This window comes from Phytohabitans sp. LJ34 (genome assembly GCF_052068095.1).
Lineage (GTDB): Bacteria > Actinomycetota > Actinomycetes > Mycobacteriales > Micromonosporaceae > Phytohabitans.
The window spans coordinates 17,395-40,929 of record NZ_JBQHDG010000008.1 but is presented as its reverse complement, the minus strand read 5'-3'; the positions used below and the strand labels follow the sequence as shown (position 1 = coordinate 40,929).

The window sequence follows — 23,535 nt, the reverse complement described above, 5'->3', positions numbered from 1 at the left end:
AATCGTTTGCGGGGTCGCGGCGCGGTGGTTACCGTGGACGGCGATGTGATCCACAGGCACCCCACGCGCCCGCGTCCGAGGCACTGCCCGGCGGGCGGCAGCGTCTATCCCGCGGTGGTGTCCTGTGTCACGTCATCCCCTTGTCGCCCATGATCTCGTCCGCACGTTCGGTGCGCGCCGGGTGCTCGACGGCGTCTCGCTCGTCGCCGCGCCCGGTCACCGCATCGGGCTGATCGGCGAGAACGGTACGGGCAAGACCACCCTCCTGCGCATCCTCGCCGGCGTGGACGAGCCGGACGGGGGCAGCGTCGTGCGCCCGCCGGACCTCGGCTACCTGCACCAGGAGATGCCGTTCGACCTCGGCGCGACCGTGCGTGACGTGGTCGACGACGCGCTGCGTGACGCGCGCGAGGTGCTGGCCGCGCTCGACCGGCTCACCGCCGCGCTCGCGACCGAACCGGCCGGCGCCGGCGACGGCGACCTGCTCAGGGAGTACGGCGAGACGCTCGACCGGGCGCAGGAGACCGACGCCTGGGACGCCGACCGCCGTGCCGGGCTGATGCTGGCCGGGCTGGGCGTGGGCGACATCGCCTACGACCGCACGCTCGGCTCGATCTCCGGTGGGCAACGCGGGCGCCTCGCGCTCGCGGCGCTGCTGATCCGGCGGCCGTCGGCGCTGCTGCTCGATGAGCCGACCAACCATCTCGACGACGCGGCGGCCGCGTTTCTGGAGGAGCAGCTGCGGGGCCTGCCCGGCGTCGTCGTGCTCGCCAGCCACGACCGCACGCTGCTCGACGCGGTCTGCACCGACCTGGTCGACCTCGACCCGGCCGTGGACGGCCCGACCCGGTACGGCGGCGGCTACACGGCCTACCAGGCGGAGAAGCGCGCCGAGCGGGAACGCTGGCAGCGCCGCTTCGCCGAGGAGCAGGAGGAGCTCGGCGAGCTGCGGCACGCGGTCACCGTCACCGCGCACCGGGTGGGGTACGCGCGGCCGCCGAAGGACAAGAACAAGATGTCGTACGGCATGATCGGCAACCGGGTCGAGCAGCAGGTCTCCCGCCGCGTGCGCAACGCCACCCGCCGCCTCCACGAGCTCGAACGCGACCAGGTGCGCAAGCCGCCCGAGCCGTTGCGGTTCCGGGTGTCCACATTGGTCACCGGTGGCGCCGAGGGTTTGCTGGTGTCGGTGCGCGACCTGCGCGTGCCCGGCCGGCTCAGCCTCGACCGCCTCGACCTGCCCGCCGACGACCGGCTGCTGGTCACCGGCGCCAACGGCACCGGAAAGTCCACATTGCTCGCCGTGCTCGCCGGGACGCTCCACGGAACGGGCGAAGTACGGCGGCGGCGCGGGCTGCGGGTGGGGCTGCTGACCCAGGACACGGTGTTCGACCGGCCGGACCGCACCGCGCACGACACGTACGAGCTGGAGCTGGGTCCGGAGCGCGCGGAGGCGGTACCCCTGCGGTCTTTGGGTTTGTTGACCCCGCGCGACGCCGCGCGGCCGGTGGGTGAGCTGTCGGTCGGGCAGCGGCGGCGGTTGGCCTTGGCGCTGCTGGTGGCCGATCCGCCGGAGCTGCTCCTGCTCGACGAGCCGACGAACCACCTGTCGCCGCGGCTCTGCGACGAGCTGGAGGAGGCGTTGGGGACCGGCCCGGGAGCGGTGGTCGTCGCGAGCCACGACCGCTGGCTGCGGGCGCGGTGGCCCGGGCGGCAGCTCGCGCTGGACGGGGTCAGGTCGGCGTAGCGGTCGGTGCGGCCGGCGCCGCCGGCGCGGACGGCATCTCGACCAGGCCGAGCATGACGCCGGCGCCGACGACCAGCGCGGCGACGGAGAGCAGCCAGAAGAGCGCCACACCGATCGGCGGCGGGATCCAGGCGAGCTGCCAGAGCTTGACGACGTCGGATTTCTTGTCCGGCTTCTTGTCCGCCTTCATGGCGCGCCTGATCCGGCGCAGGTCGACGGTGTTCACGACGCCGCCGATGAGCAGGAACCAGACCCAGGTCACGGCGAACAGCTCCCGCAGGCCGTCCGGCGCGTACCGGGCGACGGCCCACAGGGCGACGCCGGTGAGGATCACCGCGATCCGGCCGAACCAGTTGGCGACGCTGAGCAGCAGGAGGAAGAGCAGGACGAGGCTGACCCACAGGACGGCCTCCACCTGTCCCTTCACGAGCAGGAAGCTGCCCAGCAGGCCGAAGGCGGGTGGCCCGGTGTAGCCCGACCAGGCGACCGCGAACTTGGCGAGCCAACTGCCGGGGTGCTCGTACTTGAGCAGGGCGCGCCCACGAGTGAGCTCCACGCCCGTGACCTTGCCGACGAACGACGCGGCGGTGGCGTAGCCGCCCAGGTGGGCCATGGCGATGATGTGGCGGAGTGTCGGCCAGCCGACCGTGGTGATCAGCAGTGCGAGGATGCCGGCCAGCACGACGACCGCCGCCGACGGCGGCTCGTACGCGGCGGCGAGGGGGAGGGTGGCCCGCACCGTCCACACGCTACGAAGAGGCCAGCCGGAATCGTCTCGCCCGAGCGTTCCAGCTGTTCCGTCAGCGGCGGCTGCGGAGACCCTCGACGATCGCGATGGCGGTGACCACCAGCACGCAGAACACCACCGGGACCGCGAGCGTCCACCACCAGCCGTTGACCGCGCCGAGCACGATCGCGACCGGGACGCCGAGCAGCATCGCGAGGAGGCAGGCGACGCCGTAGAGGGGGAGGTCGTCGGGGTTTGAACCCTTGCGCAGCGGCAGCGGCGGAGGAAGGCCGGGCAGGTCGGGATGCGGCTCCGGCAGGTCGGCGAAGATCCGCAGCAGCTCGCCCTGCGTGGTGGTCGCCTTGATCAGCTCCATCCGCCGCTCGTACTCCGCGGAGTCGATCCGCTTCTGTGCGACGTGCTCGGCCAGCGCCTCCTGCGCGGCGGCGAACTCCGGCGTCCCGACGCGCAACGCGAGCCGGGCCGCCGGAGTCTCCTGGAGATCGCTCACGACACCACAGTAGACGCTCAGAAGCCGGTCATGCCGGCACCGAACGGGTACAGGGGATTGCCGTAGCCGGTCGGCACCGGCTGCCCGGCGTCGATCCGCGCGCGGATCTCGTTGCGCTGGGCGGCGGTGGCGCCGAGGTCGTACGGCAGGTCCCACTGCTCGTTGGCGTCGGCGAGCACGTCACCGCCGCCCGGCCGCAGCACCTGGTCGAGGGTGCGCGGCAGCTGCCACGGCAGCTTGCCGCGCGGCTGGTAGTCGCCGAAGAGCAGCCCGGCCGCGGCCGGTCCCATCTCCTCGCCGCCGCGGTAGGTGACGACCACCGCGCCGGCCAGCTCGTGCCACTCGGTGATGACGTACGGGCGCGGCATCACGAGGAGCACGACGACCGGGATGCCCTGCCGCTGGAAGCCCTGGATGACGGCGAGCTGGTCGGCCGGCAGGTACGGCTGTTCCTTCACCCAGCTCGTGGCGTGGGTGTACGAACCCTCGCCGACGGCCACCACCGCCAGCTTCGGCGACGGACCGGTGTCCTGGTACACGTTGACGCCGGCCCGCGCCGCCCGCGCGCGGATCGCCTCGAGGATGTTCTGCGAGCCGTACTCCTGGTGGAAGTAGCTCGTCCATATGCAGCAGGCGCCGGAGTCGGTGGCGCGGGGCCCGGCCACCACGATGTTGTCGCCGGCGTTGAGGCGTACCGGCAGCACGCCGTTGTTGCGCAGCAACGTCATCGACTCCCGCGCCGCCTGGTTGGCGAGGCTCGTGTACTGCGGCGTGTGGAGGCGGTACGGGCCGTTGACCGGGTCGCCGTAAGGGTTTTCGAAGATGCCGAGCTGGAACTTCAGCCGCAGCACCCGGCGCACCGCGTCGTCGATCCTGGCCGCCGGCACGCCCGCCGTGAACGTGCCGATGCTGTACCCGGGCGCGCCCGGGTCGGCGCCGCCCATCACGTCCGAGCCGGCGCGCGCGGCGCCGACCCACGAGCCGGACGGGAGCCAGTCGGTGGTGATGAGGCCGGTGTAGCCGAGGTTTTGCCGCAGGTAGGCGAGGATCGGCGCGCTGTCGCCGGCCCCCGGGCCGCCCGGGTCGAGGTAGGAGCTGCCCGCGTAGCCGGGCATGATGTTGACCGCACCGGCCTCGATCGCGGCCCGGAACGGGATCATGTGGTACTTGATGGTGACGGCGTCGTACACGATCAGCGCCTCGCCGCCCGCACCCTCGCCGGGCCAGTGCTTGACCGTGGCGAGCACCGACGCCGGGTTGAGCTCCGGGCCGCCCTGAAGGCCGGCCACGAGCGCCCGCACCTGCGCGGCCGCGACCTCGGCGCTCTCCCCGTTCCCTTCCTGGATCCGCGGGTACAGCACCTTCGTGCCCACCTCGGCGAGCGGGCCGAGCACGCCGCGGGTGCCCACTTCGAGCTGCTCGCGCCGCTGCATGTCGCCGAGCTTGTAGTCGAGCGGGTAGTCGCGCCCCGCGGCGAGCGCGCTCTGCGTCGGGTAGGCCGTCTTGTACCCGTGGATGGTGTCGCCCGCCGAGACGAACGGGATGCCCAGCCGGGTGCCGCTCGCCCGCAGCAGGTTGGCGTGCAGGTCGGCCGCGTCGGCCGGCCCGAAGTGCCAACCCGACTGGGCGAAGGCCTGCGCGTTGTAGAACATCTGGTAGGCCTTCTCCTCCAGCGTCATCCGCCCGAGCAGGTCGCTGACCCGCGACTCGACCGGCAGCCGCCAGTCCTCGTACGGCTGGATGGCGCCGTCGCGGTTGAGGTCACGCGCGCCGCTCACGATCCCGACGCCGTCGGCGACCGCCTCCAGCGTGGGCACGTAGAGGCTGAACTGGCGGATGTTCGACGTGGCGACGGTGCCGCCGGAGCCGTTGACCGCGACCACGTACCACTTGTAGGTCCACCGGTCGGCGATGTCCCAGGTCGGTGTGTAACTGGTGCCGGTGGGCTCGGCGACCTTCGTGTACAGGTCGACGAGGTTGCCGGACGCGGCGAAGTCGTAGTCGGTCCGGCTGACGTTGAGCCACACCTGGTATCGGGCGGCACCGCCGACGGCGGCCCAGGACAGCGGCGGCCGGCGGGTGTTCGTGACCATCGCCCCGTTGGCCGGCGCGCTGAGCGCGAACTGCCCGGTGGTCGCCGGCGGCCGGGTCGGGCCGGAGAGCATCGGCGGCGTAGTCGCCTGCGTGTCGACCGCACCGAAGACCTGGAACTCCCACAGCGAGTACCCGTAGCCGGTCGCCCGTGCCGTACCGGTCAGCCGGATGTAGCGCCCTGCGCCGGAAACGGCCGGCCGCTCGGTGCCGCCCCGCCCGGCGGTCGTGGCGTATACCTGGGTCCAGGTGGTGCCGTTGGTCGAGGTCTCGATCCGGTACGCGGTCGCGTACGCGGACTCCCAGACGAGCGTCACGCCGGTGATGGTGGCCGCCCCGCCCAGGTCCACTTGGATCCACTGTGGATCGCTGAACTGGCTGGACCACCGGGTGGTGGTGCGGCCGTCAAGCGCCGCGGCCGGTGCGTTGCCGCCCTCCCACGAGGACGCCGTGACGTTCTTGAACTCGGAGATGGGTGTCCCGGTGGACGGGCCGGCCGTCCCGTACACCTGGAACTCCCACAGCGAGTAGCCCCAACCGGTCGCGCGCGCGGTGCCGTACACGCGCACGTACCGGCCGGAGCCGTTGACCGCGAGGGTCTGCGTGCCGCCGGTGCCGGTGGTGGTGGCGTAGATCTGGGTCCAGCTCGTGCCGTCGGTCGACGTCTCGACGCGGAACCCGGTCGCGTACGCCGCCTCCCAGGCGAGGACGACCTGGTCGATGCCGGCGGTCTGGCCGAGGTCCACCTGGATCCACTGTGGATCGCCGAACTGGCTGGACCAGCGGGTGCCCGGGTCGCCGTCGACCGCGAACGGCGCGGCGAGGCCGGCACCCTCGGCGGACGACGCGGTGGCCGGCCGGCCCTGCGAGATCAGCGGGCCGGCCGCGTCCGCCGGGCCCTGCGCGACGGCGACCGCGCCGAGCAGGCCGGCCAGGACCACGGTCAGGGCGGCCGCGAGCGTGCGGCGCGAACGGGCATGGGGGTACTGCGACATGACACCTCCAGGCGTCGGGCGATGGTGGGACACACCGCCCGTGGCGGACCCGCGAAGGGGCCGCCACAGCGCCGAAGAGGCGGTTCTGAGAATCAGGGTCATCGACATCCCTCCACGCGTCAAGGACTGGATTTCCGTAAGGCCCGCCCGGTGCACAGAACATGTGCATAAGACTTGTGCATAGGTTCTGTGCAAGGTACGGTGCCGGTATGGAACCCATCCGGCTCGACAGCAGGCAGCTGCGGGTGCTCGCGCATCCGCTCCGGTCGCGCCTGCTCAGCGCGCTGCGGCTCGACGGTCCGGCGACCGCCACCGGGCTCGCCGCGGCGATCGGCAGCAACACCGGCGCGACCAGCTACCACCTGCGCCAGCTCGCCTCCGTCGGCCTGGTGGAAGAGGACACCGGGCAGGGCCAGGGCCGGGAGCGCTGGTGGCGGGCCGCACACCGCGAGCACGGCTGGGACAGCCGCGACGTCGCCGACGACCCCGACGACCGGGCCGCCGCGACCTGGCTCACGGAGTACCAGGTGCGGGGGTTCACCGAGCTGCTCGTCGACTGGGTGCGCGACCACTACTCGCACCCGCCGGCCTGGCGCGACGCCGCCGAGGTCAGCGACTTCGGGCTCGTGCTGCCGCCCGACCGGCTGCGCGCGCTCAACGACGAGCTGCACGCGGTGATCGAGCGCTACCGGAGCGAGGCCACCGGCGAAGGGGAGCAGGTGCTCGTCTTCATCGCAGGCTTCCCGAGGCTGCCGCGATGAACGCGACCGGCGCCCGCCGGCGCTACATGTTTCTGCACGGCCTGCGCTGGCTCCCGACCGGCCTCATCATCCCGATCCTCGTGCTCCTGCCGCTCGACCGCGGCCTCACGCTCGCCCAGGTCGGCGCCGCCGGCGTCGCGCAGGGCCTCATCGTGCTCATGCTGGAGCTGCCCACCGGCGGGCTCGCCGACGCGATCGGCCGGCGCCCCGTGCTGCTCGCCGCCGGCGTGGTCAACCTCGCCTCGTTCGGGCTCCTCGCGGTCGCCGGCTCCCTGCCGCTGTTCGCCGCGGTCTTCGCGCTTCAAGGCATCTACCGCGCGCTGGACAGCGGCCCGCTCGACGCCTGGTACGTCGACGCCGCCCTGGCCGCCGACCCGGAGGCGGACATCGAGAGCGGCCTCAGCCGCGGTGGCGCCGTCGCCGGTGTCGCCATCGCCGGGGGAGCGCTCGCCAGCGGCGGGCTCGTCGCCCTCGACCCGCTTCCCGGGGTGAACCCGCTCGCCGTGCCGGTGCTGGCCGGGCTCGCCGTGCAGGTGGTCGCGCTGGTCGCGGTCGCGGCGCTGCTGACCGAGGTGCGGCCGGCACGCGGCGCGAGAGCGCTGGCCGCCTCGGTGCGCGAGGTGCCCGGCACGATCCGGGCCGCGTTCGGGCTGCTGCGCCGCTCCCGGATCCTGACGGCGCTCGTCGCGGTGGAGCTGTTCTGGGGCTTCGGCATGATCACGTTCGAGACGCTGCTGCCGGTGCGCCTGACCGAGGTGGTCGACGACGCCGACACCGCCGCCGCGCTGCTCGGCCCCGCCGGCTCGGCCGCCTGGCTCGCGTCCGCGGCCGGTGCGGCGCTGGTGCCGCTGGCCAGCCGCCGGATCGGCGCGCCGTGGACCGGCGCCACCCTCCGCGTGCTCCAGGGCGCCACCGTCGTGGGCATGGCGCTGCTGGCCGGCCCCGCCGGCGTGCTCGCCGCCTACCTGCTCTGCTACGTGGTGCACGGCGCCGCCAACCCGGTGCACATGGGCCTGCTGCACCGCCAGGTCGACGGCCCGTACCGCACGACCGTGCTCTCGCTCAACTCGATGATGGCCCAGCCCGCCGGCGCGCTCGGCCTGCTCGTCCTGACCGCACTCGCCGACGCGACCTCGGTCAGCACGGCGATGCTCGTGGGCGCGGGCGTGCTCGCCGCGGCCGCGCCGCTCTACCTCGTCGCCCGTCGCCCCGCCCCGCCGCGGCCGGCGGCCCGCGAGAAGGACGCTGTCGGTTTGTCGACATAGGACGGTCGCCGGCGGCCCGAATCAGCCTCGCGTCGAGGGCCGCCGCGGGTGGAGACCTTTCGGTTTCTGCCCTCAGGAGACATATTTGCCCGCGCTCGCGTCAGCTGTAGACCGTTTGCTCCCGCGGGCACCGCTCCCGGCCGGCGGCTCGCAGCGCTCGCCGAAACCCCCGGCCGTCCGCTGCCGGGTCCGCGGTGCAAGCCCAGGCTTCGTTCTTGGTTGCGGTTACCTCGGTCTGTTGCCGTCGCCTCGGCGGCGGAAGGGGTGAGGCCGCGCGTTGGGGCCTGGGTCTCGCGGCGGGCTTGTGGCGCGGGGCTGGCAGCGGAGGTCGGGGATTTCGGCGAGCGCTGCGAGCCGCCGACCTGCGCGGTCTCCGGCGGGAGCGGCGGTCCGCCGCTGACGCGGACCCGGGACAAATCTGCCTTGCGGGACGTCACGACGGGGGCCACCCCGACCGGATGGGCCGGGGCTGGTTTCAGGCGGCGTGTGCTGGGTACGGGACGACAGGCCCCTTCATGTCCAAATAGGACTATGGGCCGCTATCCGTTCAATCGCATTGATCGAGAATTAAATCGATGAAGTGCTATTGATGGATCTAATCGGGTGCAATATGGTACGGGTAGAGCCGCGCCAGGCAGCCGGCATAGAGCGATACGGGTCTCGTGGAGGGATCGTTCGCCGAGGGCTACCACAAGGGCACGGGGGGCGCTGGAGTTCGCCCCGCGACGGCCCCGCCGCTGACTGACGCATTGACAGCCGCCCGAGGTCCGGGCCCGGATGGCTGATTTCCGGTGGTGCGCCCGCGGCACGGTTGTCGCGCCCGGTTCGCGGGCCGCCGCCCCCGGGAGGGCCGCAGTGCGCGTGCGCGCGTGGTGCGGTCGTGGGTCCTTCCGGGGTCCGTACGCGACCCCAAGGAGTGTTACGTATGCAGGTCAATCGTCGGTTGCGCCGCGGCCTCGCCGTGGCCGCCGCGTTCACGCTGATGGCGGGTGCCGTCGCCGTCAGCACCGGCTCCGCCAGCGCGTTGGCGCGGGTCGACAACCCGTACGCGGGTGCACAGGTCTACGTCAACCCGGACTGGTCGGCGCAGGCCGCGGCGAGCGGCGGGGCGGCGATCGCCAACCAGCCCACCGCCATCTGGCTGGACCGGATCGAGGCGATCGAGTCGGGTTCCGCCGGGTCCAACACCATGGGCCTGCGGGATCACCTCGACGAGGCGCTGTCCCAGGGCGCCGACCTGATCCAGGTGGTCATCTACAACCTGCCCGGCCGGGACTGCGCCGCGCTCGCCTCCAACGGCCAACTCGGCCCGACGGAGATCGGCCGCTACCAGTCCGAGTACATCGACCCGATCGCCGAGATCATGGGCGATCCGGCCTACGCCAGTCTGCGGATCGTCACGATCATCGAGATCGACTCGCTGCCCAACCTGGTGACCAACGTCAGCCCGCGGGAGACCGCCACGCCCGAGTGCGACGTGATGAAGGCGAACGGCAACTACATCAACGGCGTCGGGTACGCGCTGGCGCAGCTCGGTGCGATCGAGAACGTCTACAACTACATCGACATCGGCCACCACGGCTGGCTCGGGTGGGACGACAACTTCCAGGCCTCGGCCGACGTCTTCCTCCAGGCCGCGAACGCCAACGGCGCCACGCCCGCGGACGTGCACGGTTTCGCCAGCAACGTGGCCAACTACGGCATCCTGGACGAGCCGTTCTTCGACGCGAACACCGTCGTGGGCGGCAAGGTGGTCCGTGAGGGCAACTCGTCGTGGATCGACTGGAATAGGTACGTGGACGAGCTGTCGTACGCCCAGGCGTACCGCAACCTGCTCGCGGGCATGGCGTTCGACGACAACCTCGGCATGCTGATCGACACCTCGCGCAACGGTTGGGGCGGCCCCAACCGGCCCACCAGCGCGAGCACGTCGACCGACCCGGAGACCTTCGTCGAGGAGTCGCGGCTCGACCGCCGTATCCACCTCGGCAACTGGTGCAACCAATCCGGGGCCGGCATCGGCGAGCGGCCGAGGGCTACGCCGGCGTCGGGCATCGACGCGTACGTCTGGATCAAGCCGCCGGGTGAGTCCGACGGCTCCAGCCGGTTCATCGAGAACGACGAGGGCAAGGGCTTCGACCGGATGTGCGACCCCACGTACGAGGGGAACGCGCGCAACCAGTTCAACATGTCGGGCGCCCTGCCGGACGCGCCACTCTCGGGCCACTGGTTCCAGGCCCAGTTCCAGCAGCTGATCGCGAACGCGCATCCGCCGCTGTAACCGGTCGAGGGGCGTCCCTTTCGCGGGGCGCCCCTCTTCGCGTCACCGTCCCTGTAGCGCCCGGACGTTGTCGCCGAACGTCCAGTTGCGCGAACCGTCCCAGTTGATCGACCAGGTCATCAGGCCTTTGAGCTGACCGTTGATCGAACCCCACGCCTGGCTCACCAGGCTGGGCGTCATGTACCCGCCGCCGGCACCCGCCTGGGCCGGCAGGCCGGGCACCTGCTTGTCGTACGGCACCCGGATCGTGGTGCCCTGGATGACCAGGCCGCTGTTGAGGCAGTTGGTCTGCACCGTGAAGCCTTGCACGGTGCCGGCTGAGTACGAGTCGCCGGAGCAGCCGTACATGCTGCCGTTGTAGTACTGCATGTTGAGCCACCACAGCCGGCCGTTGTCCGCGTACTTCTTGACGATCGGCAGGTACGCGCCCCAGATCGAGCCGTAGGTGACGCTCCCCCCGGTCACGTAGGCGGTCTCCGGCGCCATCGTGAGGCCGAAGTTGCCCGGCATCTGGGCGAGCACGCCGTCGATGATGCGGATCAGGTTGGCCTGCGAGGTGGAGAGCTGGTTGATGTTGCCGCTGCCGGTGAGGCCGGTCTCGATGTCGATGTCGATGCCGTCGAAGTTGTACCGCTTGAGGATCGGCACCACCGTGGCGACGAACCGGTCGGCCACAGTGGACGACGACAGGTCGATGCCGGCCGTGGCGCCGCCGATCGACAGCAGGATCGTGAGGCCGGCCGCCTTCGCCGCGCACATCTCGGCCGGCGTGGCCACCTTGACCCCGGCGTCCATGCCGTCCTGCCACAGCACCGTGCCGTCGGAGAGGATCACCGGGAAGGCCGCGTTGATCACGTTGTAGCCGTGCTGGCGGATCCGCGCGTCGGTGATCGGGATCCAGCCCAGCGGCGGGTGCACGCCGTTCGCCGCGCCGTCCCAGTTCTCCCAGTACCCGTGCAGGACCTTGCCCCCGGGCCGCGACTTGACCGCGCAGGTCGAGCCGGTCGGTGTCGGTCCCGGTGTGGTGGGCGTCGGCGAGGCGGTGCGAGTCGGCGTGGGTGTCGGGGAGGCGGTGCGGGTCGGGGTGGGCGAGGGCTGCCCGTCGCATGCGCCGAGGTCGCGCCACAGTGACGGGGTGGCCGCCGGGTTCCAGCCGGCGCCGGGGTGCGCGGTGTGCGTGACCAGGGCCTGGTAGAGCCGGCCGCCGTAGGTCACCTGGCCCCCGGCCGTGTAGGTGTTGCCCTCGGCCCACGCGGGCGCGTTGCAGACCACGAGCAGCTGGGGCGCCGCCCCGACGTTCGGCGCGAGGCCGATCCCGGCGACGACCGCCGCCGCCACCCCTGTCGCCAGGGCCAACACCAAACGCCGAGCGCCCATGAGAACCCCAATCATCGTCGATTGGGCAGGAAGCTTATCAGTTAACTTTGTTCATAGTAAGAGACTTCGGCGGCGCGATCGGGACGCCCGTACCCTGGAACCCGTGCGCCTGGCCACCTTCAACGTCCTGCACGGAAGGTCCCTCGACGACGGGGAGGTGGAGCGGGAGCGATTCGCCGCCGCGGTCGCCGGCCTCGACGCCGACGTGCTCGGCATGCAAGAGGTCGACCGGTCACAGGCGCGCAGCGGCCACCTCGACCTGACCGCGCTCGCGGCGGAGGCGAGCGGCGCCGTCGCGCACCGCTTCGCGCCCGCGCTGATCGGCACGCCGGGCGAGGCGTACCGCCGGCTCGCCCACGACGAGGACGGCGTCGACGAGCCGAGCTTCGGGGTGAGCCTGATCAGCCGCTGGCCGGTGCGGTCCTGGCACGTCACCCGGCTGGCCGGGGCGCCGGTCCGCGCGCCGATCATGGCGGCCGGACCGCCGCGGGGAAACGGGCTGGTGCCCGCCGGGCGGTTCATGTGGCTGCACGACGAGCCGCGGGTCGTCCTCGCCGCGGTGATCGAGGGACCGGACGGTCCGTTCACCGTCGCGAGCACCCACCTTTCGTTCGTGCCCGCGTGGAACGCCGGCCAGCTGCGCCTGGCGATCCGGGCACTGCGCCGGCTCCCGTCGCCGCGGGTGCTGCTCGGCGACCTCAACATGCCGGCCCGCGCGGCGGCCCTTGTCTCCGGGTGGCGGCCGCTCGCCCGGGTCGCGACGTATCCCGCCTGGCAGCCGCGGGTGCAGCTGGACCACGTGCTGCTCGACCGCCGTGGGGGAGCGCGGTGGTCGGCCGAGGGAGCCGCCGAGACGCCGCTGGTGCCCTTCTCCGACCACCGGCCGCTGGTCGTGGAGATGACCGCCGGGCCGCCCCCACGACGGCCCGGCACCAACGCTCGCTGAGCGTATACCTCCAGTTCGGACAGTGGTGCCCGTGGCCGCCTACGGCCGCTCGCGCAAAGGCTTGTAGCTCGTCTGGAAGAGCTTGACGCCCAGCTTGCCGAGCACGAGGTTGCGCAGCGGTGTGGGCAGCGAGCGGCTGCGGTCGCGGCGGTGCGTCTGCGCGCGCACCCACTCGGTGCGCGGCCGGCGCCGCTCCTCGAACGCCCGCAGCGCGCCGGCGATCGTGCCCGCGGCGGTCAGGCAGTCGGCCAGCACCAGCGCGTCTTCGAGGGCCATCGCGGCGCCCTCGGCCATGTTGGGCGAGGTGGCGTGCGCGGCGTCGCCGACCAGCAGCGTCGTGCCGCGCGACCAGCGGGGGAGGGAGACCTCCTCGACCGGCCCGCTCTGCATGCCCTCCTCGGCGGCGTCGAGGACCGTGGGCACGGGCTCCGCGAACCCGGCCAGCAGCTCGCGCGGCGGCACCCGCGGCGCGTCGAGCGGCCCGTCGCAGTAGACGTAGACGAGGCCGTCGCCGATCGGGATGGTGAGGAACGCGGAGCCGCGCCCCACCATCACCGACCACACAGGACCCGTCCCGGGCCAGCGGGCGAGAAAGCGCCGCGCGAACTGCCCGGTGGGACGGGCGGCGGCACCCGCACCGAAGATCAACCGCCGGACCGAAGAGTGCACGCCGTCGGCGCCGAGCACGAGATCGTACCCCTGGCGCGTGCCGTCGCTGAGCGTGACCCGCACGTGGTCGTCGGTGTCCACGATGGACTCGACCGTGCCACCCCAGCGGATCGGCACGTCCTTGGCGCCGGCGAGCAGCACCTGGTGCAGGTCGGCGTGGTGCAACGCCAGGCACGGCCCCACCCCGCGCCAGACGTCCGCCACCGCCAGGTCCATCAGCGACCGGCCCCGGTGGTCGCTGACGCGCTGGCGCTGGATCTCCACCGCCCGCGCGGCCACCTGCGTCGCGAGCCCCAGGTCGTCGAGCGCGCGGATCGCGTTTCCCGGCAGGTAGATGCCGGCACCGTCGACCCGCGCGGTCGGGCTCCGCTCGACCAACTCGACGTCCGCCCCCCAGGCCCGCAACGTGCGGGCGGCCGCCAAGCCGGCGATCCCCGCCCCCACCACGAGCACCCGAACTCCGTTCCCCCGCATGCCGGAAACTCTAGGCCGCGGACCTTCCGGATTCCTTATCGGTCACCCACAGATCGCCTTGTCCACGAACGCCTCGACGGCGTCGTCGGGATCACCGCGGAAGGCCGGCGTGATCGCGACCGTGACCTGGTAGCGCCCGTCCAGCGAGGAGAAGGAGTAGGCCTGGTAGGCCATGGCGTCGCCGTCGTTGCCGTACACGGTGATCCCGCACGGAGTGTCCCGCCAGGCCAGCCCGAGCCCGTACTTCTTGGTCTCGGTGCCCGGCGTCTTCATCTCGTCGAGCAGGCGGTCCGGCAGCAGACGCCCCCCGAGCAGCGCGGCGAAGAAGCGGTTGAGATCCCTCGTCGTGGAGATCATCTCGCCGCCCGCGCCCATCACCGACGGGTTCATCTCGGTGTAGTCGAGCAGCCGCGCCGGGCTGCCCGGCGGCGCCGGCACGTAGCCGCGCGGATGCGGCCCCCGAATCCACGGCGACGCACCCGGCAACGAGGTGCCGCGCAACGTCAACGGCCGGATGATCCGCCGCTCGATCTCCTCGCCGTACGACCGGCCGGTCACCGCCGTGATGATCTGGCCGAGCAGCACGTAGCCGGTGTTCGAGTACGAGTAGGCCGCACCCGGCGGCTCGAAGGTCGGCGGGTTGGCCAGCGCCCGCGCGACCAGCTCCTCCGCGGTCCAGGTGCGCCACCGGTTGTCGTAGAACTCCGCCGCGGGCGGCATCGGCAGCGTACGCAACACGTCGTACAACCCGCTGGTGTGGTTGAGCAGGTGGCGCACGGTGACCCGGCGCCCGTCCGGGACCACCCCGGGCAGCCACGCCTCGACCGGGTCGTCCAGCCGCAGCCGCCCCGCGTCGACAAGCTGAAGGACGACCGTCGCCAGGAACGTCTTCGTGATGCTGCCCGCCCGAAACCGCCCGTCGACCGGAACCGCCCGCGCCGTGCCCAGCGCGGCGACCCCGCTGCCGCCCCGCCACACACGCCGCCCGTCGCGCACCTCCGCCAACGCACCCACCGCATGGGCGGCCACGACGCCGTCCAACTCTCTCCGCAACTCATCCTTCGGCTCGGCGGCGGCGGCGGTCGGCGCCGCGACCACCGCCAACGCCGCCGTCGCGGTCACCAATGCCTGACGTACACGCTTCATCCGCAACCCCCGTAAACAGTCGGTCAAGATCGAGCCTCACGGACCCGGCGCGTCAGACCCATCCGGGATCGCCCTGGGTTCACCCCCGCTTCCGACTCGGGGTTCTGGACCCGCATTTTTTGCCCCTGTCCGTGTCACCTGCGGACCGTATGCGCGGGGCCGCCGGGGGAACGTGGAGCGAAGCGGAGCGTTTTCTTGGGGTGCTTTCCCGCGGGCACCGCTCCGGTCGGCGGCCAGCTTGGCGCTCGCCGAAATCCCCCGACCTCCGCTGCCCGCTGGCCACTGTCGGTGACGCATCGTCGGCGGGCTCAGGTAAGAAGTTTTCAGATCTAGGACAGTTAGGGTCGATATGGCGCCTAAACTCTCCAAGATCTCGAATCTTGGGCCGTGCACATGGGCGGCGGCGGTTACTCAGGGCGACGAAGCCCTGTTTCGATCTTCTGCCGCCTGTCGGCAACAGGCATTGTGGACAAACACCGCTGCATCCGCCGAGGCAAAAGGGGTGACCGCAAGCAACAGCGGACGGGTGAGGCCGCGGGAGCAGCGGCATGGACCACGACGGACATCGCGGTAGCTCGAATCTGCTTGTCGAAGCGAGCGCTCGGCCAGACCTGCACCGACCGGCCCGAGCCGCGGCGAGGGTGTGGCTTTGTGAGAGCGAAGTGAAAGCGCCCGACGCTACGATCGCGGCGCACCCGGACGGGCGGCGGGTGGCCTTGGTGACGGGGGTTGATCGTGTGAGCATCCGACAGTCGCCGGTCGTTGCCGCTCTGGGGCAGATTGTGGTGACGGGGCTGGTGGCGACGGTGCTCGCGCCGTTCGCGATGCTGCTCGCGTTGGCGGCGGTGATGGCGTTCGCGCCGCTGGTGGTCGTCCACATCTTTCTGGTCCTGCTGGCGCTCTTCGGGGTCGGGGCCGCCACCAAGGACGGCTCGCCGCTCACCGCTACGCCTGGCCCGCGGGTGGTCTGGACGCTGCTCGTCGTGCTGGGCGGCGTCGGCCTGGCCGCCCTCGGCTGGGTCAGCCTGCGCGACTCCGAGCTTGTCCCGGTGGGTGACCTGCGGGTCGGGTTGCCGCTCGTGGGTGTCGCGTTCGCGCTGGTGGCGGCGGTGCTGACCCGGCCGTGGGCGGTGCGGATCGCCGGTGGCGTGCTCATCCTCGCCGTCGTGGTCGTCTTCTCGGCCGGCTAGGGACCGTCGGGGCGGTCGCCGGTGCGCCAGGCGGCGCCGTGGCGGCAGATGTGGATCCAGGCCAGGCCCTCGGGGTCGCCGACCGCGCGGAGGTCGGGTTCGCCCTCGTCGCGGTGGCGGACGGCCTCGGCGTACTCGGCGCGGGCCAGGGCGGTGGCGGCCAGGTACATCAACGCGAAGCCGGCCTGGCCGCGGTCGCCGGCCGCCCTCGCCTGGCGTACCGACTCCTCCAGCACCCGCACCGCCCTCGGGTGGTCGCCGGCGTAGAACGCGGCCAGGCCCGACGTGGTCAGCGCGCGGGCGGCGCCGGCTCCGTCGCCGGCCTCGCGGCTCAGCCGGGCCGACTCCTCCGCGGCGGCGGCCGCCGCCGGCAGGTCGCCCTGGATCGTGGCGAGGCCGGCGGCGCTGTCGAGTGCGCGGGCGCGGACCAGCTCGGGCACGCCGGCGTCGAGGGCGAGGGCGCGGGCGAGCCACGCGCGGCCTTCGCGAGGCGCTGTGCGGGCTCGTCCAGCAGGTCGTAGCTCCAGTCGATGACGGCGCGGAGCGTCTGGTGGCGGGGCGAGGCGGTGCGGCTGCCGTGGGTGAGCAGGCGGAAGCGGTCGTCGAGGCGGGCGGCGATCCGGTCGACGCCCAGCGCGGGCACGACCGCGGCGGCCAGCTCGATCGCGAGGGGGAGGCCGTCGAGGCGCTGGCAGATCTGGGCGAGCGCGCCGGCCGTCGCCCCGGTGAGGGCGAAGCTCGGCTCCCCCAGCGGTTACCCGTTCCACAGTCTGCCAGCCCACGTGGGCACGCTCCCGCGACGCCGCTGTGCCACCAGGTGGGAAATCGATGTCCGAAAATACCCTTTCTATCGACTTGTGCGAATACCTGCGGCTTGTCCGCCCGGTGATCGGGCTGCTTAGTTCGGAAAAACTCCCCCCACGATCCGGTGTGTGCGCACCGGGGTCAGGAGGCCTCATGACGAGACGACTGCTCGCCTTCGCCGTCACCGGTGCCATGCTGGTGCTCGCCGCCGTCGGCGTGGCGGCGCCGGCCGGTGCCGAGCCGCTGGAGAGCGGCCCGTGGACCGCCTACTCGCCGTCCTTCACGGTGCAGGAGCGGGGCTGCGGCGTGGTCAACGGGCTGACCTTCCAGCTCACCTGCTCGACCGCGAGCGGTGACCAGCGGGCCGAGCGCCGGTACGCCACGTACAGCACGGGCGTCCGCCAGTTCGAGGGCTACTTCCGGATCACCAGCATGCCGGGTACGCGGATCAGCCTGAAGCAGACGTTCGGTCCCAGCGGACCCTTCTTCATGCTGGCGGTGGAGCGCGGTGGCCGGCTGTACGCGGTGCACGGCGGCACCACCCTCGCGACCGGCGCCACCGTCGGTGCCACGGTGCGGGTCAACACCGTGCACAACACCGGCAACGGCGCGCACCGCACGTACATCAACGGCTCCAACCGGCATTCCCAGACCGGCGGGAGCGGCGGCTACTACGACAAGTTCGGCGCGTACCGGACCAACAGCGGCGCCGGGCCGGCCACGGTCGTGTGGAGCGGTATCCAGTTCTGGCAGAAGTAGACCCGCGCGGCCGTCCCGGGCGGGGGACGGCCGCACCCGCTACGGAGGCGACGTGAAGGCACTACCGCTCGTCCTGGCCCTCTGCGCGGCCGGCTGCGCCGCGACACCGTCCACTTCGGAGCCGGCCGCCGCGGTCCGGTTGGAGGCCACGCTCACCACCCCGGTCGACGTCCGTCTGGAGTGGACCGGCGCGGCGCCGGGCACGACCGGGCAGATCGTGGAGTTCGCGACCGCGCCCGAGGGACCGTGGACGATCCTGCGGTTCCTGCCGGCGACGCGGCGCGGGTACGACCACCCCGACCTGATGCCGCGGACCCCGTTCTACTACCGCGTGCGCGCGCTGCACGGCCCCGCCTCGGCGCCGGTCGACGTGCGGTTCGCGGACGTACCGTACCCGGAAACGACCGATGTGGACGTCGCCTGGGCCGACCCGCGGCGCCGACCCGGCACGGCGGCCGGTGGCCACGCCCTGCGCGGCGGTGACCCGGCGGCCGCGCCGGCGGCCTTGGCGGCGCGGGTGATGAGCCACGACGCCGTGCTCTTCACGTGGCGGGACAACGCCGCGGACGAGGACGGCTACCTCGTGGAGGTACGCCCGGAGGGCGCCGCCGAGTGGGACGTGGCGATGATGCTCGACCCGGACGTGACGTCGGTCGGGCTGACCGCGCTGCCGCGGGAGCGGCGGGCGGCGTTCCGGGTGCGCGTCTACTACCACGGCGCCAGCTCCAACGTGGTCCACCGCACCACCGGCGAGGGCCGCTAGTGCGGTGGCCTCACCCGGGCCGGCTTCGCCGGCACGGGTGAGCGGCGGCCGAAGCCACCAGCCTCCTAGAGGCCGGCGCGGTCGAGGCGGACCTGGAAGAGCGTCTTGCGCTCGTGGTCGCGGCGCAACGCGACCAGCCGCGTGCGAAACTCCTCGCCGTCGCCACGGCTTTCGTAGGCGTCCTTCAGCTCGGTCAGCAGCTGGATCGCGCGGTCGTAGTGTCTCGACCGGCTGAGCTCGACGAGCCTGGTGACCTTCTGCCACGCGTCGAGCGCCCGGCCACCGGCGTGGCCCGGCGCGGTGACCGCGGCGATCTGGCCGAGCAGCCACTGTGGATCGGGCAGCACGACCGTTCGCTGGAAGCTGTGCGCCCCGTCCACCGGCTCGAGGGTCCACCGGCCGAGGTCGAGTGTCGATCCCCAGGGTGGCGGCCACCGGCCGTAGAACACGGGCGGGCAGTCCGGGACGACGTCGACGCGGAGCCGGCCGTAGCCGAGCAGGGCGCCGAGCGGAGAGCGGACGGCGGTCACGTCGGCGATCGCGGCGAGCGGCAGCTCGACATCCGGCTCGGAGTCGCGCGTGAGCACGATGCGCCGGTCGGTGACGACAAACCGGGTGGTGCGCCAGGCTTCGAACCGGAGTAGCCACAGCATCGCGCCGGCGAGCAGCCCGACAACGAGGAGGACCCCGGACACCGCCTCGGCGAGGAGGGCCGACACGGTGACGATCCCGCCCGCGACGACGCTGGACGCCGCTACGTGGACCGGATGTGGCCGCAGGTCGGCGACGATGCGTTCGACCGGCTGTGCCGCGCCGTCGTCCGGCGCGGTCCACCAGAGGTCGTCGCCCACCGTCCACCGAAACTCCGCCAGGTCCGTGCCGGCCGGCAGGCGGCGGCGCACGAAGCGGCGCGCGCGCTCCGGGTACGTCGCCCGCCGCAGGACGCCGGCGGCGAGCCGGATACGGGCCTTCAGCCCGTCCAGTCGGGTGGCGAGCGCGTCGGCCCGCCGCGCGGCCGCCTGGATCTCCCGGTACGCGTGCAGGCCGCCCGCCGCGCGCAGGCCCTCCAGGCGCGCGGGCAGGTCCGTCACGTGGAGGTGGTGCTGACCCCACTCGTGCCGGGTGATCGTCAGGCCGGCGGCGCGCGCCGTGCGGTCGGCTGCCGCGTGCAGCCGCTCCCACAGCGGGGCGATCCTCGCTTCGGCCCGCTCGCCGTACGGCGCGAGCTGCTCCGTCCATAGTGGATGCTTCGCCGCGAGGTGCTCCTGGAGGCGCAGGTGGCGGAACTGGTACACCGCGCCGCTCTGGCGCAGGACGCCGCGGCGGTGCGCGCCGGACAGGAACGCCATCGTCCGCCACGGGAGGCGGCGGGTGAGCGCGAGCCAGAACCGGGCGTCCGCGTACGACTGGCTGGCGCTGAACAGGCCGTTGACCGTCGCCGTGCCCACGGCGAGCCGGACCGGGAGCATCAGCAGGGTGCAGGCCAGGTACACCGCCGGCACCGGCAAGCCGCAGATCAGGTAGAGCCCGGCCGCGGTGGTGGCGTTGTCGAGCAGGCGCCTGACGACGAAGGCCGGGCGGTCGAGGCGGAGCACCTCGGTCGGACTCACAGCGCGGGTGACGTCGACGGGCTCGGTCACCGGCATCGACGCCATCGTCGCCGCGAGCAGGGCCAGCCAGGGCACCAGTGACCAGAAGGGCAGTTCGGTGCCGGCCTGTTCGCCTTCCACCACGACCACGCCGAACCCGGCGAGCGCGGTCAACATGGCGGCCAGGGCCAGCGCCTGCACGACGTACGCGCGCAGCAGGCGCAGCGGCCGCAGGCGCAGGGTGACCGGCCGGCGGTCCTTGGCGGCCGTGTCGAGGACGGCGTCGATGGCCGCCACGGTGGTGAGCACCGCCCAGGCGCCCAGCGCGAGCCACAGGACGGTGCGGGTGGGGTCGTCGTCGTGGAGGAAGCGCTCGACGGCGCCCTCGAGGAATTCCCCGACGTCGGTGCCGACGAGAACGTCCCACCACGGAAGCAGCCGCTCCCCGAGTGGACCGCCGAGAAGGAGGCCGGGAATGTCGGCTTCACCCTCGGGCGACCGGTCGTACCGGGCGAGCGACCACACCGCGATCGCCAGCACGGCGACCCGCAGGGCCATCTTGAGACCGACCGCTACCGGCAACCACGCGAGGAGCGCACGGTGCAGCCGCCACCACGCCAGCTCCGGCGTCCCGATCCGCCGCAGGTGGGCGGCCAGGAACGCGAGCCAGCGCTCGGCCCGGCGGCCGCCGGCGTCCCGGCCGTAGACCGCGGGCACGAACGCGTCGAGCAGGTACGTCTCGAGCGCGGCCCGATCCTGGTCGCTGCGGGTGAGCCGAGCCGGGGTGGTGGTCGGCTCCTCGTGCACGGTGCGGGCCAGCCAGAGCATGAGCGGGTTGGTCAGGGTGCCGGCGAGCGGACCGTCCGGCTCCCGGGTGAGCTGGTCGAACACCGGTTGCCAGCGCTCCGGCCGCACGGTCGCCTCCATCAGGTACTCGCGGACCTCGGGGAGGCGCAGCGGCCGCAGCTCGACGACCGCCGCCTGGGAGATCGCGCGGCCGGCGGCGACGGCGTCGTGGTACTCGTCCGGACGGCTGGTGAGCACCATCGGCTGGTCTGAGCCGTGCGCGTTGATCGCCGCGACCGCGCGCTCCCGTACTGGCTCCGGCAGCTCGTCGAACCCGTCGAGCAGGGGCAGGATCCCGCCACGTGCCAGCAGCGCGCCGGCGAGCGAGATCGTGCCGCCGGTCGCCGGGCGGATGTGGGCGCCGAGCCCCGGGTGGTTGCTGATCAGCTGGTCGGTGAGCCAGTCGTCGAAGGGCTCCTCCGCGTCCCAGGTCGCGATCGGCACGATCACCGCGACCGGCTCCGTGTCGCCCCGCGCCGCCAGCAGGTCGCGGGCCAGCCGGGTGAGAAGGACGCTCTTGCCCGCCCCGGCCGCCCCGAGGATCACCAGCCGGCGGGCGGGAAGCCGCGCGAACACCGGCTGGATGTCGGCGTACTCACCGGCCAGGTCGCCGCCGGCTGGCGTGCCGGACGCCATGCCGACGACCTCCCACCGCACGGGCAGCGGGCGCGGATCGTTGACCTTGCGGAGCCGCTCCTCCGCGGCCAGGTTGCCGCGCAGCACGGCCGCGAGATCCGCCATCGCCCGCGGCACGTCCACGTCGGACAGGGGCGCCCGCGACAACCACCGCGACGTCCGGCGGAAGGCCGGCATCGCCACGACGCCGAGGGCGAGGAAGAACGCCGCCACGCTGGCGGCCTTGTCCGCCCACTCCAGCCCGTTGCGCGACGCGACCTGGCTCGCCACGTAGAAACCCACAGCGAGCGGCGCGGCCACGGCGAGCACACCGAGCCACCGCAGGAGCACACCACGCACGCCGCCATGATGGTGCAGGCCAGCAAGCCGGACAATCCACCGATCCGGGAGTGTCAGGAGGGCCGCTCGCGCTCCAGTTTGGACAGCAGCGCGATGTTTTCCGCCTCGTCGGTGTCGGGCTCGGGCGTCTCGACGAACGCGCGAGCCACCTCGACGGCCACGTCCGGCGCGAGTCGCTTGAGGCTCATGGCGAGGACGTTGGCGTCGTTCCAGCGGCGGGCGCCGGTGGCGACCCAGGGCTCCCAGGCGAGCGCCGCGCGGACGCCGGGGACCTTGTTGGCGGCGATCGCGGTGCCGGTGCCGGTCCAGCACATCACCACGCCCAGGTCGGCCTCGCCACCCGTCACCGCGCGGCCCACCGCGGCGCCGATCTCCGGCCAGGGCCGGGCGGCGTCGACGCGGACCACCTCCCCGAGCCCGGACAGGTAGTCGACGACCGCCCGGGTGGTCTCGTTGTCGTCGTCGGCGCCGAACGCGATACGCACGCCGCCAGCATACGACCGGTCAGGCGGGGTAGCGGCGGACCCACTCGGTGCGCGGGCCGTAGTCGCCGTGCAGGTCGCGGGACTGGGCCTGCTCCATGGCGAAGTCGTCGGCGAGCTCCAGGATGGTGCCGCGGCCCTCGACGGCCGCCACCCAGTCGGGCGGCAGCGCCGTCTCGCCGTGCCAGGCACCGAGCAGGTTGCCGCAGATGGAGCCGGTCGAGTCGCTGTCGCCGGAGTGGTTGACCGACAGCAGCAGCGCCGCGCGCACCTCGGCCGGGTCCGGGTGGGACAGTGCACAGTAGACGCCGATGGCCAGCGCCTCCTCGGCCACCCAGGCGCCGCCCAGGCGCTCGATCTCCTCCGCGGAGCCGGGCCGGGCGGCGAGCGCGGCGCGCAGCGCGGCCACCGTCTCCTCGTGGCCCGGGCGGGCGGGGAGGAGGTCCAGCGCGACCGCGACGGCGTCCGCCAGCGAGGCGCCGTCGACGAGAGCGCGGACGATCGCTGCGAAAGCGCCCGCGGCCAGGTACCCGGTGGGGTGGCCGTGTGTCTGTGTGGCGCACTCGGCGGCCAGGTCGAAGACCTTCTCCGGGGTCAGCCACGGCTGCGGGTAGAGGCCGAACGGCGCGGAGCGCATCACGGTGCCGCAGCCCTTGGAGCCCGGGTTCTTCGGCTGGGCGAGCGTGCCCATGCCGGGTGAGCTGAGGCCGGAGAGGCAGGCGTTGCCGGGCGCGCGGCGGGCGTACAGCCAGGGCAGGGCGGCCAGCCAGCCGTCCGGCGACGGCGGCGGTGCCGGGAGGTGCTGGGTGTCGAGCCACCGCAGGTGGGCCCGGTGCACCATCGACGGCGGGTGGCTGACCCCTCGGTCGGATCGGACCGAGGCGCGGATCAGGCCCTCGGCGGTGAAGAGGGTCATCTGGGTGTCGTCGGTGACCGGCGCGACACCGGCCTCGTCCGTGACGATGTCGGTGAGGCCGTCCGGGCCGTACTCGGCGCGGACGCGGTCGAGCGACATGAACTCCACCGGCGCACCGAGCGCGTCGCCGACCGCGCCCCCGACCAGGCAGCCGCGCACCCGCGAGCGGTAGCGCTCCAGGCCGGCCCGATCCATCACCGCGGTGATCCTAGCAATCGGGC

17 protein-coding genes and 1 pseudogene are annotated in these 23,535 nt (G+C 72.9%); 8 read left to right on the top strand and 10 right to left on the bottom strand.

Annotation, left to right across the window (positions count from 1 at the left end; genetic code table 11):
- Positions 1 to 124 precede the first annotated feature (124 nt).
- Positions 125 to 1,747, top strand: coding sequence for an ABC-F family ATP-binding cassette domain-containing protein (locus ACTMTJ_RS16020; RefSeq protein WP_441217202.1), 1,623 nt, complete (start codon positions 125 to 127; stop codon positions 1,745 to 1,747).
- On the opposite strand, the gene ACTMTJ_RS16015 is transcribed toward ACTMTJ_RS16020, so the two are convergent.
- From ACTMTJ_RS16015 to ACTMTJ_RS16005, 3 genes are all read right to left on the bottom strand, one after another.
- Positions 1,734 to 2,486 carry a M50 family metallopeptidase gene (locus tag ACTMTJ_RS16015; RefSeq protein WP_441217201.1) on the bottom strand — a complete coding sequence of 251 codons (753 nt, stop codon included), beginning with the start codon at positions 2,484 to 2,486 and terminating at the stop codon, positions 1,734 to 1,736. The genes ACTMTJ_RS16020 and ACTMTJ_RS16015 overlap by 14 nt on opposite strands.
- A gap of 61 nt (positions 2,487 to 2,547) precedes the next feature.
- Positions 2,548 to 2,985: a DUF1707 SHOCT-like domain-containing protein gene (locus tag ACTMTJ_RS16010; protein WP_441217200.1), complete on the bottom strand. Its 438-nt coding sequence runs from the start codon at positions 2,983 to 2,985 to the stop codon at positions 2,548 to 2,550.
- A 17-nt stretch (positions 2,986 to 3,002) separates the two neighbouring features.
- Positions 3,003 to 6,071: a discoidin domain-containing protein gene (locus ACTMTJ_RS16005; protein ID WP_441217199.1), complete on the bottom strand. Its 3,069-nt coding sequence runs from the start codon at positions 6,069 to 6,071 to the stop codon at positions 3,003 to 3,005.
- A gap of 209 nt (positions 6,072 to 6,280) precedes the next feature.
- Here ACTMTJ_RS16005 and ACTMTJ_RS16000 point away from each other — a divergent pair, with 209 nt between their 5' ends.
- The 3 genes and pseudogenes from ACTMTJ_RS16000 to ACTMTJ_RS15990 form a co-directional block, all read left to right on the top strand.
- A complete protein-coding gene (locus tag ACTMTJ_RS16000) occupies positions 6,281 to 6,832 on the top strand; it encodes an ArsR/SmtB family transcription factor (RefSeq protein WP_441217198.1) in 552 nt (183 codons plus the stop codon).
- Positions 6,829 to 8,097 carry an MFS transporter gene (locus ACTMTJ_RS15995; RefSeq protein ID WP_441217197.1) on the top strand — a complete coding sequence of 423 codons (1,269 nt, stop codon included), beginning with the start codon at positions 6,829 to 6,831 and terminating at the stop codon, positions 8,095 to 8,097. The genes ACTMTJ_RS16000 and ACTMTJ_RS15995 overlap by 4 nt, the downstream gene beginning before the upstream one ends.
- A 1,027-nt stretch (positions 8,098 to 9,124) precedes the next feature.
- Positions 9,125 to 10,378 (top strand): annotated as a pseudogene (locus tag ACTMTJ_RS15990) (glycoside hydrolase family 6 protein); the annotation flags it as partial.
- Positions 10,379 to 10,420: 42 nt separating this feature from the next.
- Here ACTMTJ_RS15990 and ACTMTJ_RS15985 read toward each other — a convergent pair.
- Complete coding sequence (locus tag ACTMTJ_RS15985; protein WP_441217196.1) at positions 10,421 to 11,755, bottom strand: carbohydrate-binding protein; 1,335 nt, start codon at positions 11,753 to 11,755, stop codon at positions 10,421 to 10,423.
- Between the two features lie 103 nt (positions 11,756 to 11,858).
- On the opposite strand from ACTMTJ_RS15985, the gene ACTMTJ_RS15980 reads away from it, so the two are divergent.
- A complete protein-coding gene (locus ACTMTJ_RS15980) occupies positions 11,859 to 12,701 on the top strand; it encodes an endonuclease/exonuclease/phosphatase family protein (protein ID WP_441217195.1) in 843 nt (280 codons plus the stop codon).
- 39 nt (positions 12,702 to 12,740) lie between these two features.
- On the opposite strand, the gene ACTMTJ_RS15975 is transcribed toward ACTMTJ_RS15980, so the two are convergent.
- Together ACTMTJ_RS15975 and ACTMTJ_RS15970 are read right to left on the bottom strand one after the other, a co-directional pair.
- Positions 12,741 to 13,844, bottom strand: a complete 1,104-nt coding sequence (locus ACTMTJ_RS15975; RefSeq protein WP_441217194.1) for an FAD-dependent monooxygenase — start codon at positions 13,842 to 13,844, stop codon at positions 12,741 to 12,743.
- Between the two features lie 42 nt (positions 13,845 to 13,886).
- Positions 13,887 to 14,990, bottom strand: coding sequence for a serine hydrolase domain-containing protein (locus ACTMTJ_RS15970; protein ID WP_441217193.1), 1,104 nt, complete (start codon positions 14,988 to 14,990; stop codon positions 13,887 to 13,889).
- Between the two features lie 737 nt (positions 14,991 to 15,727).
- Between ACTMTJ_RS15970 and ACTMTJ_RS15965 the strand changes: the two genes are divergently transcribed.
- Positions 15,728 to 16,180, top strand: a complete 453-nt coding sequence (locus ACTMTJ_RS15965) for a hypothetical protein (protein WP_441217192.1) — start codon at positions 15,728 to 15,730, stop codon at positions 16,178 to 16,180.
- Here ACTMTJ_RS15965 and ACTMTJ_RS15960 read toward each other — a convergent pair.
- Positions 16,177 to 16,620, bottom strand: a complete 444-nt coding sequence (locus ACTMTJ_RS15960; protein ID WP_441217191.1) for a hypothetical protein — start codon at positions 16,618 to 16,620, stop codon at positions 16,177 to 16,179. The genes ACTMTJ_RS15965 and ACTMTJ_RS15960 overlap by 4 nt on opposite strands.
- A 517-nt stretch (positions 16,621 to 17,137) precedes the next feature.
- Between ACTMTJ_RS15960 and ACTMTJ_RS15955 the strand changes: the two genes are divergently transcribed.
- Both ACTMTJ_RS15955 and ACTMTJ_RS15950 read left to right on the top strand, forming a co-directional pair.
- Positions 17,138 to 17,743 carry a hypothetical protein gene (locus ACTMTJ_RS15955; protein WP_441217190.1) on the top strand — a complete coding sequence of 202 codons (606 nt, stop codon included), beginning with the start codon at positions 17,138 to 17,140 and terminating at the stop codon, positions 17,741 to 17,743.
- Between the two features lie 52 nt (positions 17,744 to 17,795).
- Positions 17,796 to 18,506 (top strand): hypothetical protein, encoded by a 711-nt coding sequence (locus tag ACTMTJ_RS15950; protein WP_441217189.1) that lies wholly within the window; start codon positions 17,796 to 17,798, stop codon positions 18,504 to 18,506.
- A 65-nt stretch (positions 18,507 to 18,571) separates the two neighbouring features.
- Here the strand turns inward: ACTMTJ_RS15950 and ACTMTJ_RS15945 are convergent, their stop codons facing one another.
- Genes ACTMTJ_RS15945 through ACTMTJ_RS15935 form a run of 3 tightly spaced genes read right to left on the bottom strand, consistent with a single transcriptional unit; the run spans position 18,572 to position 23,509 of the window.
- Entirely contained in the window at positions 18,572 to 21,916 is a 3,345-nt protein-coding gene (locus ACTMTJ_RS15945) for an NACHT domain-containing protein (RefSeq protein WP_441217188.1), read from the bottom strand.
- 53 nt (positions 21,917 to 21,969) lie between these two features.
- The gene (locus ACTMTJ_RS15940; RefSeq protein WP_441217187.1) at positions 21,970 to 22,401 is read right to left on the bottom strand and encodes an RpiB/LacA/LacB family sugar-phosphate isomerase; all 432 of its coding nucleotides are present in this window, start codon (positions 22,399 to 22,401) and stop codon (positions 21,970 to 21,972) included.
- Positions 22,402 to 22,420: 19 nt separating this feature from the next.
- Positions 22,421 to 23,509, bottom strand: a complete 1,089-nt coding sequence (locus ACTMTJ_RS15935) for an ADP-ribosylglycohydrolase family protein (RefSeq protein WP_441217717.1) — start codon at positions 23,507 to 23,509, stop codon at positions 22,421 to 22,423.
- Positions 23,510 to 23,535: the final 26 nt, after the last annotated feature.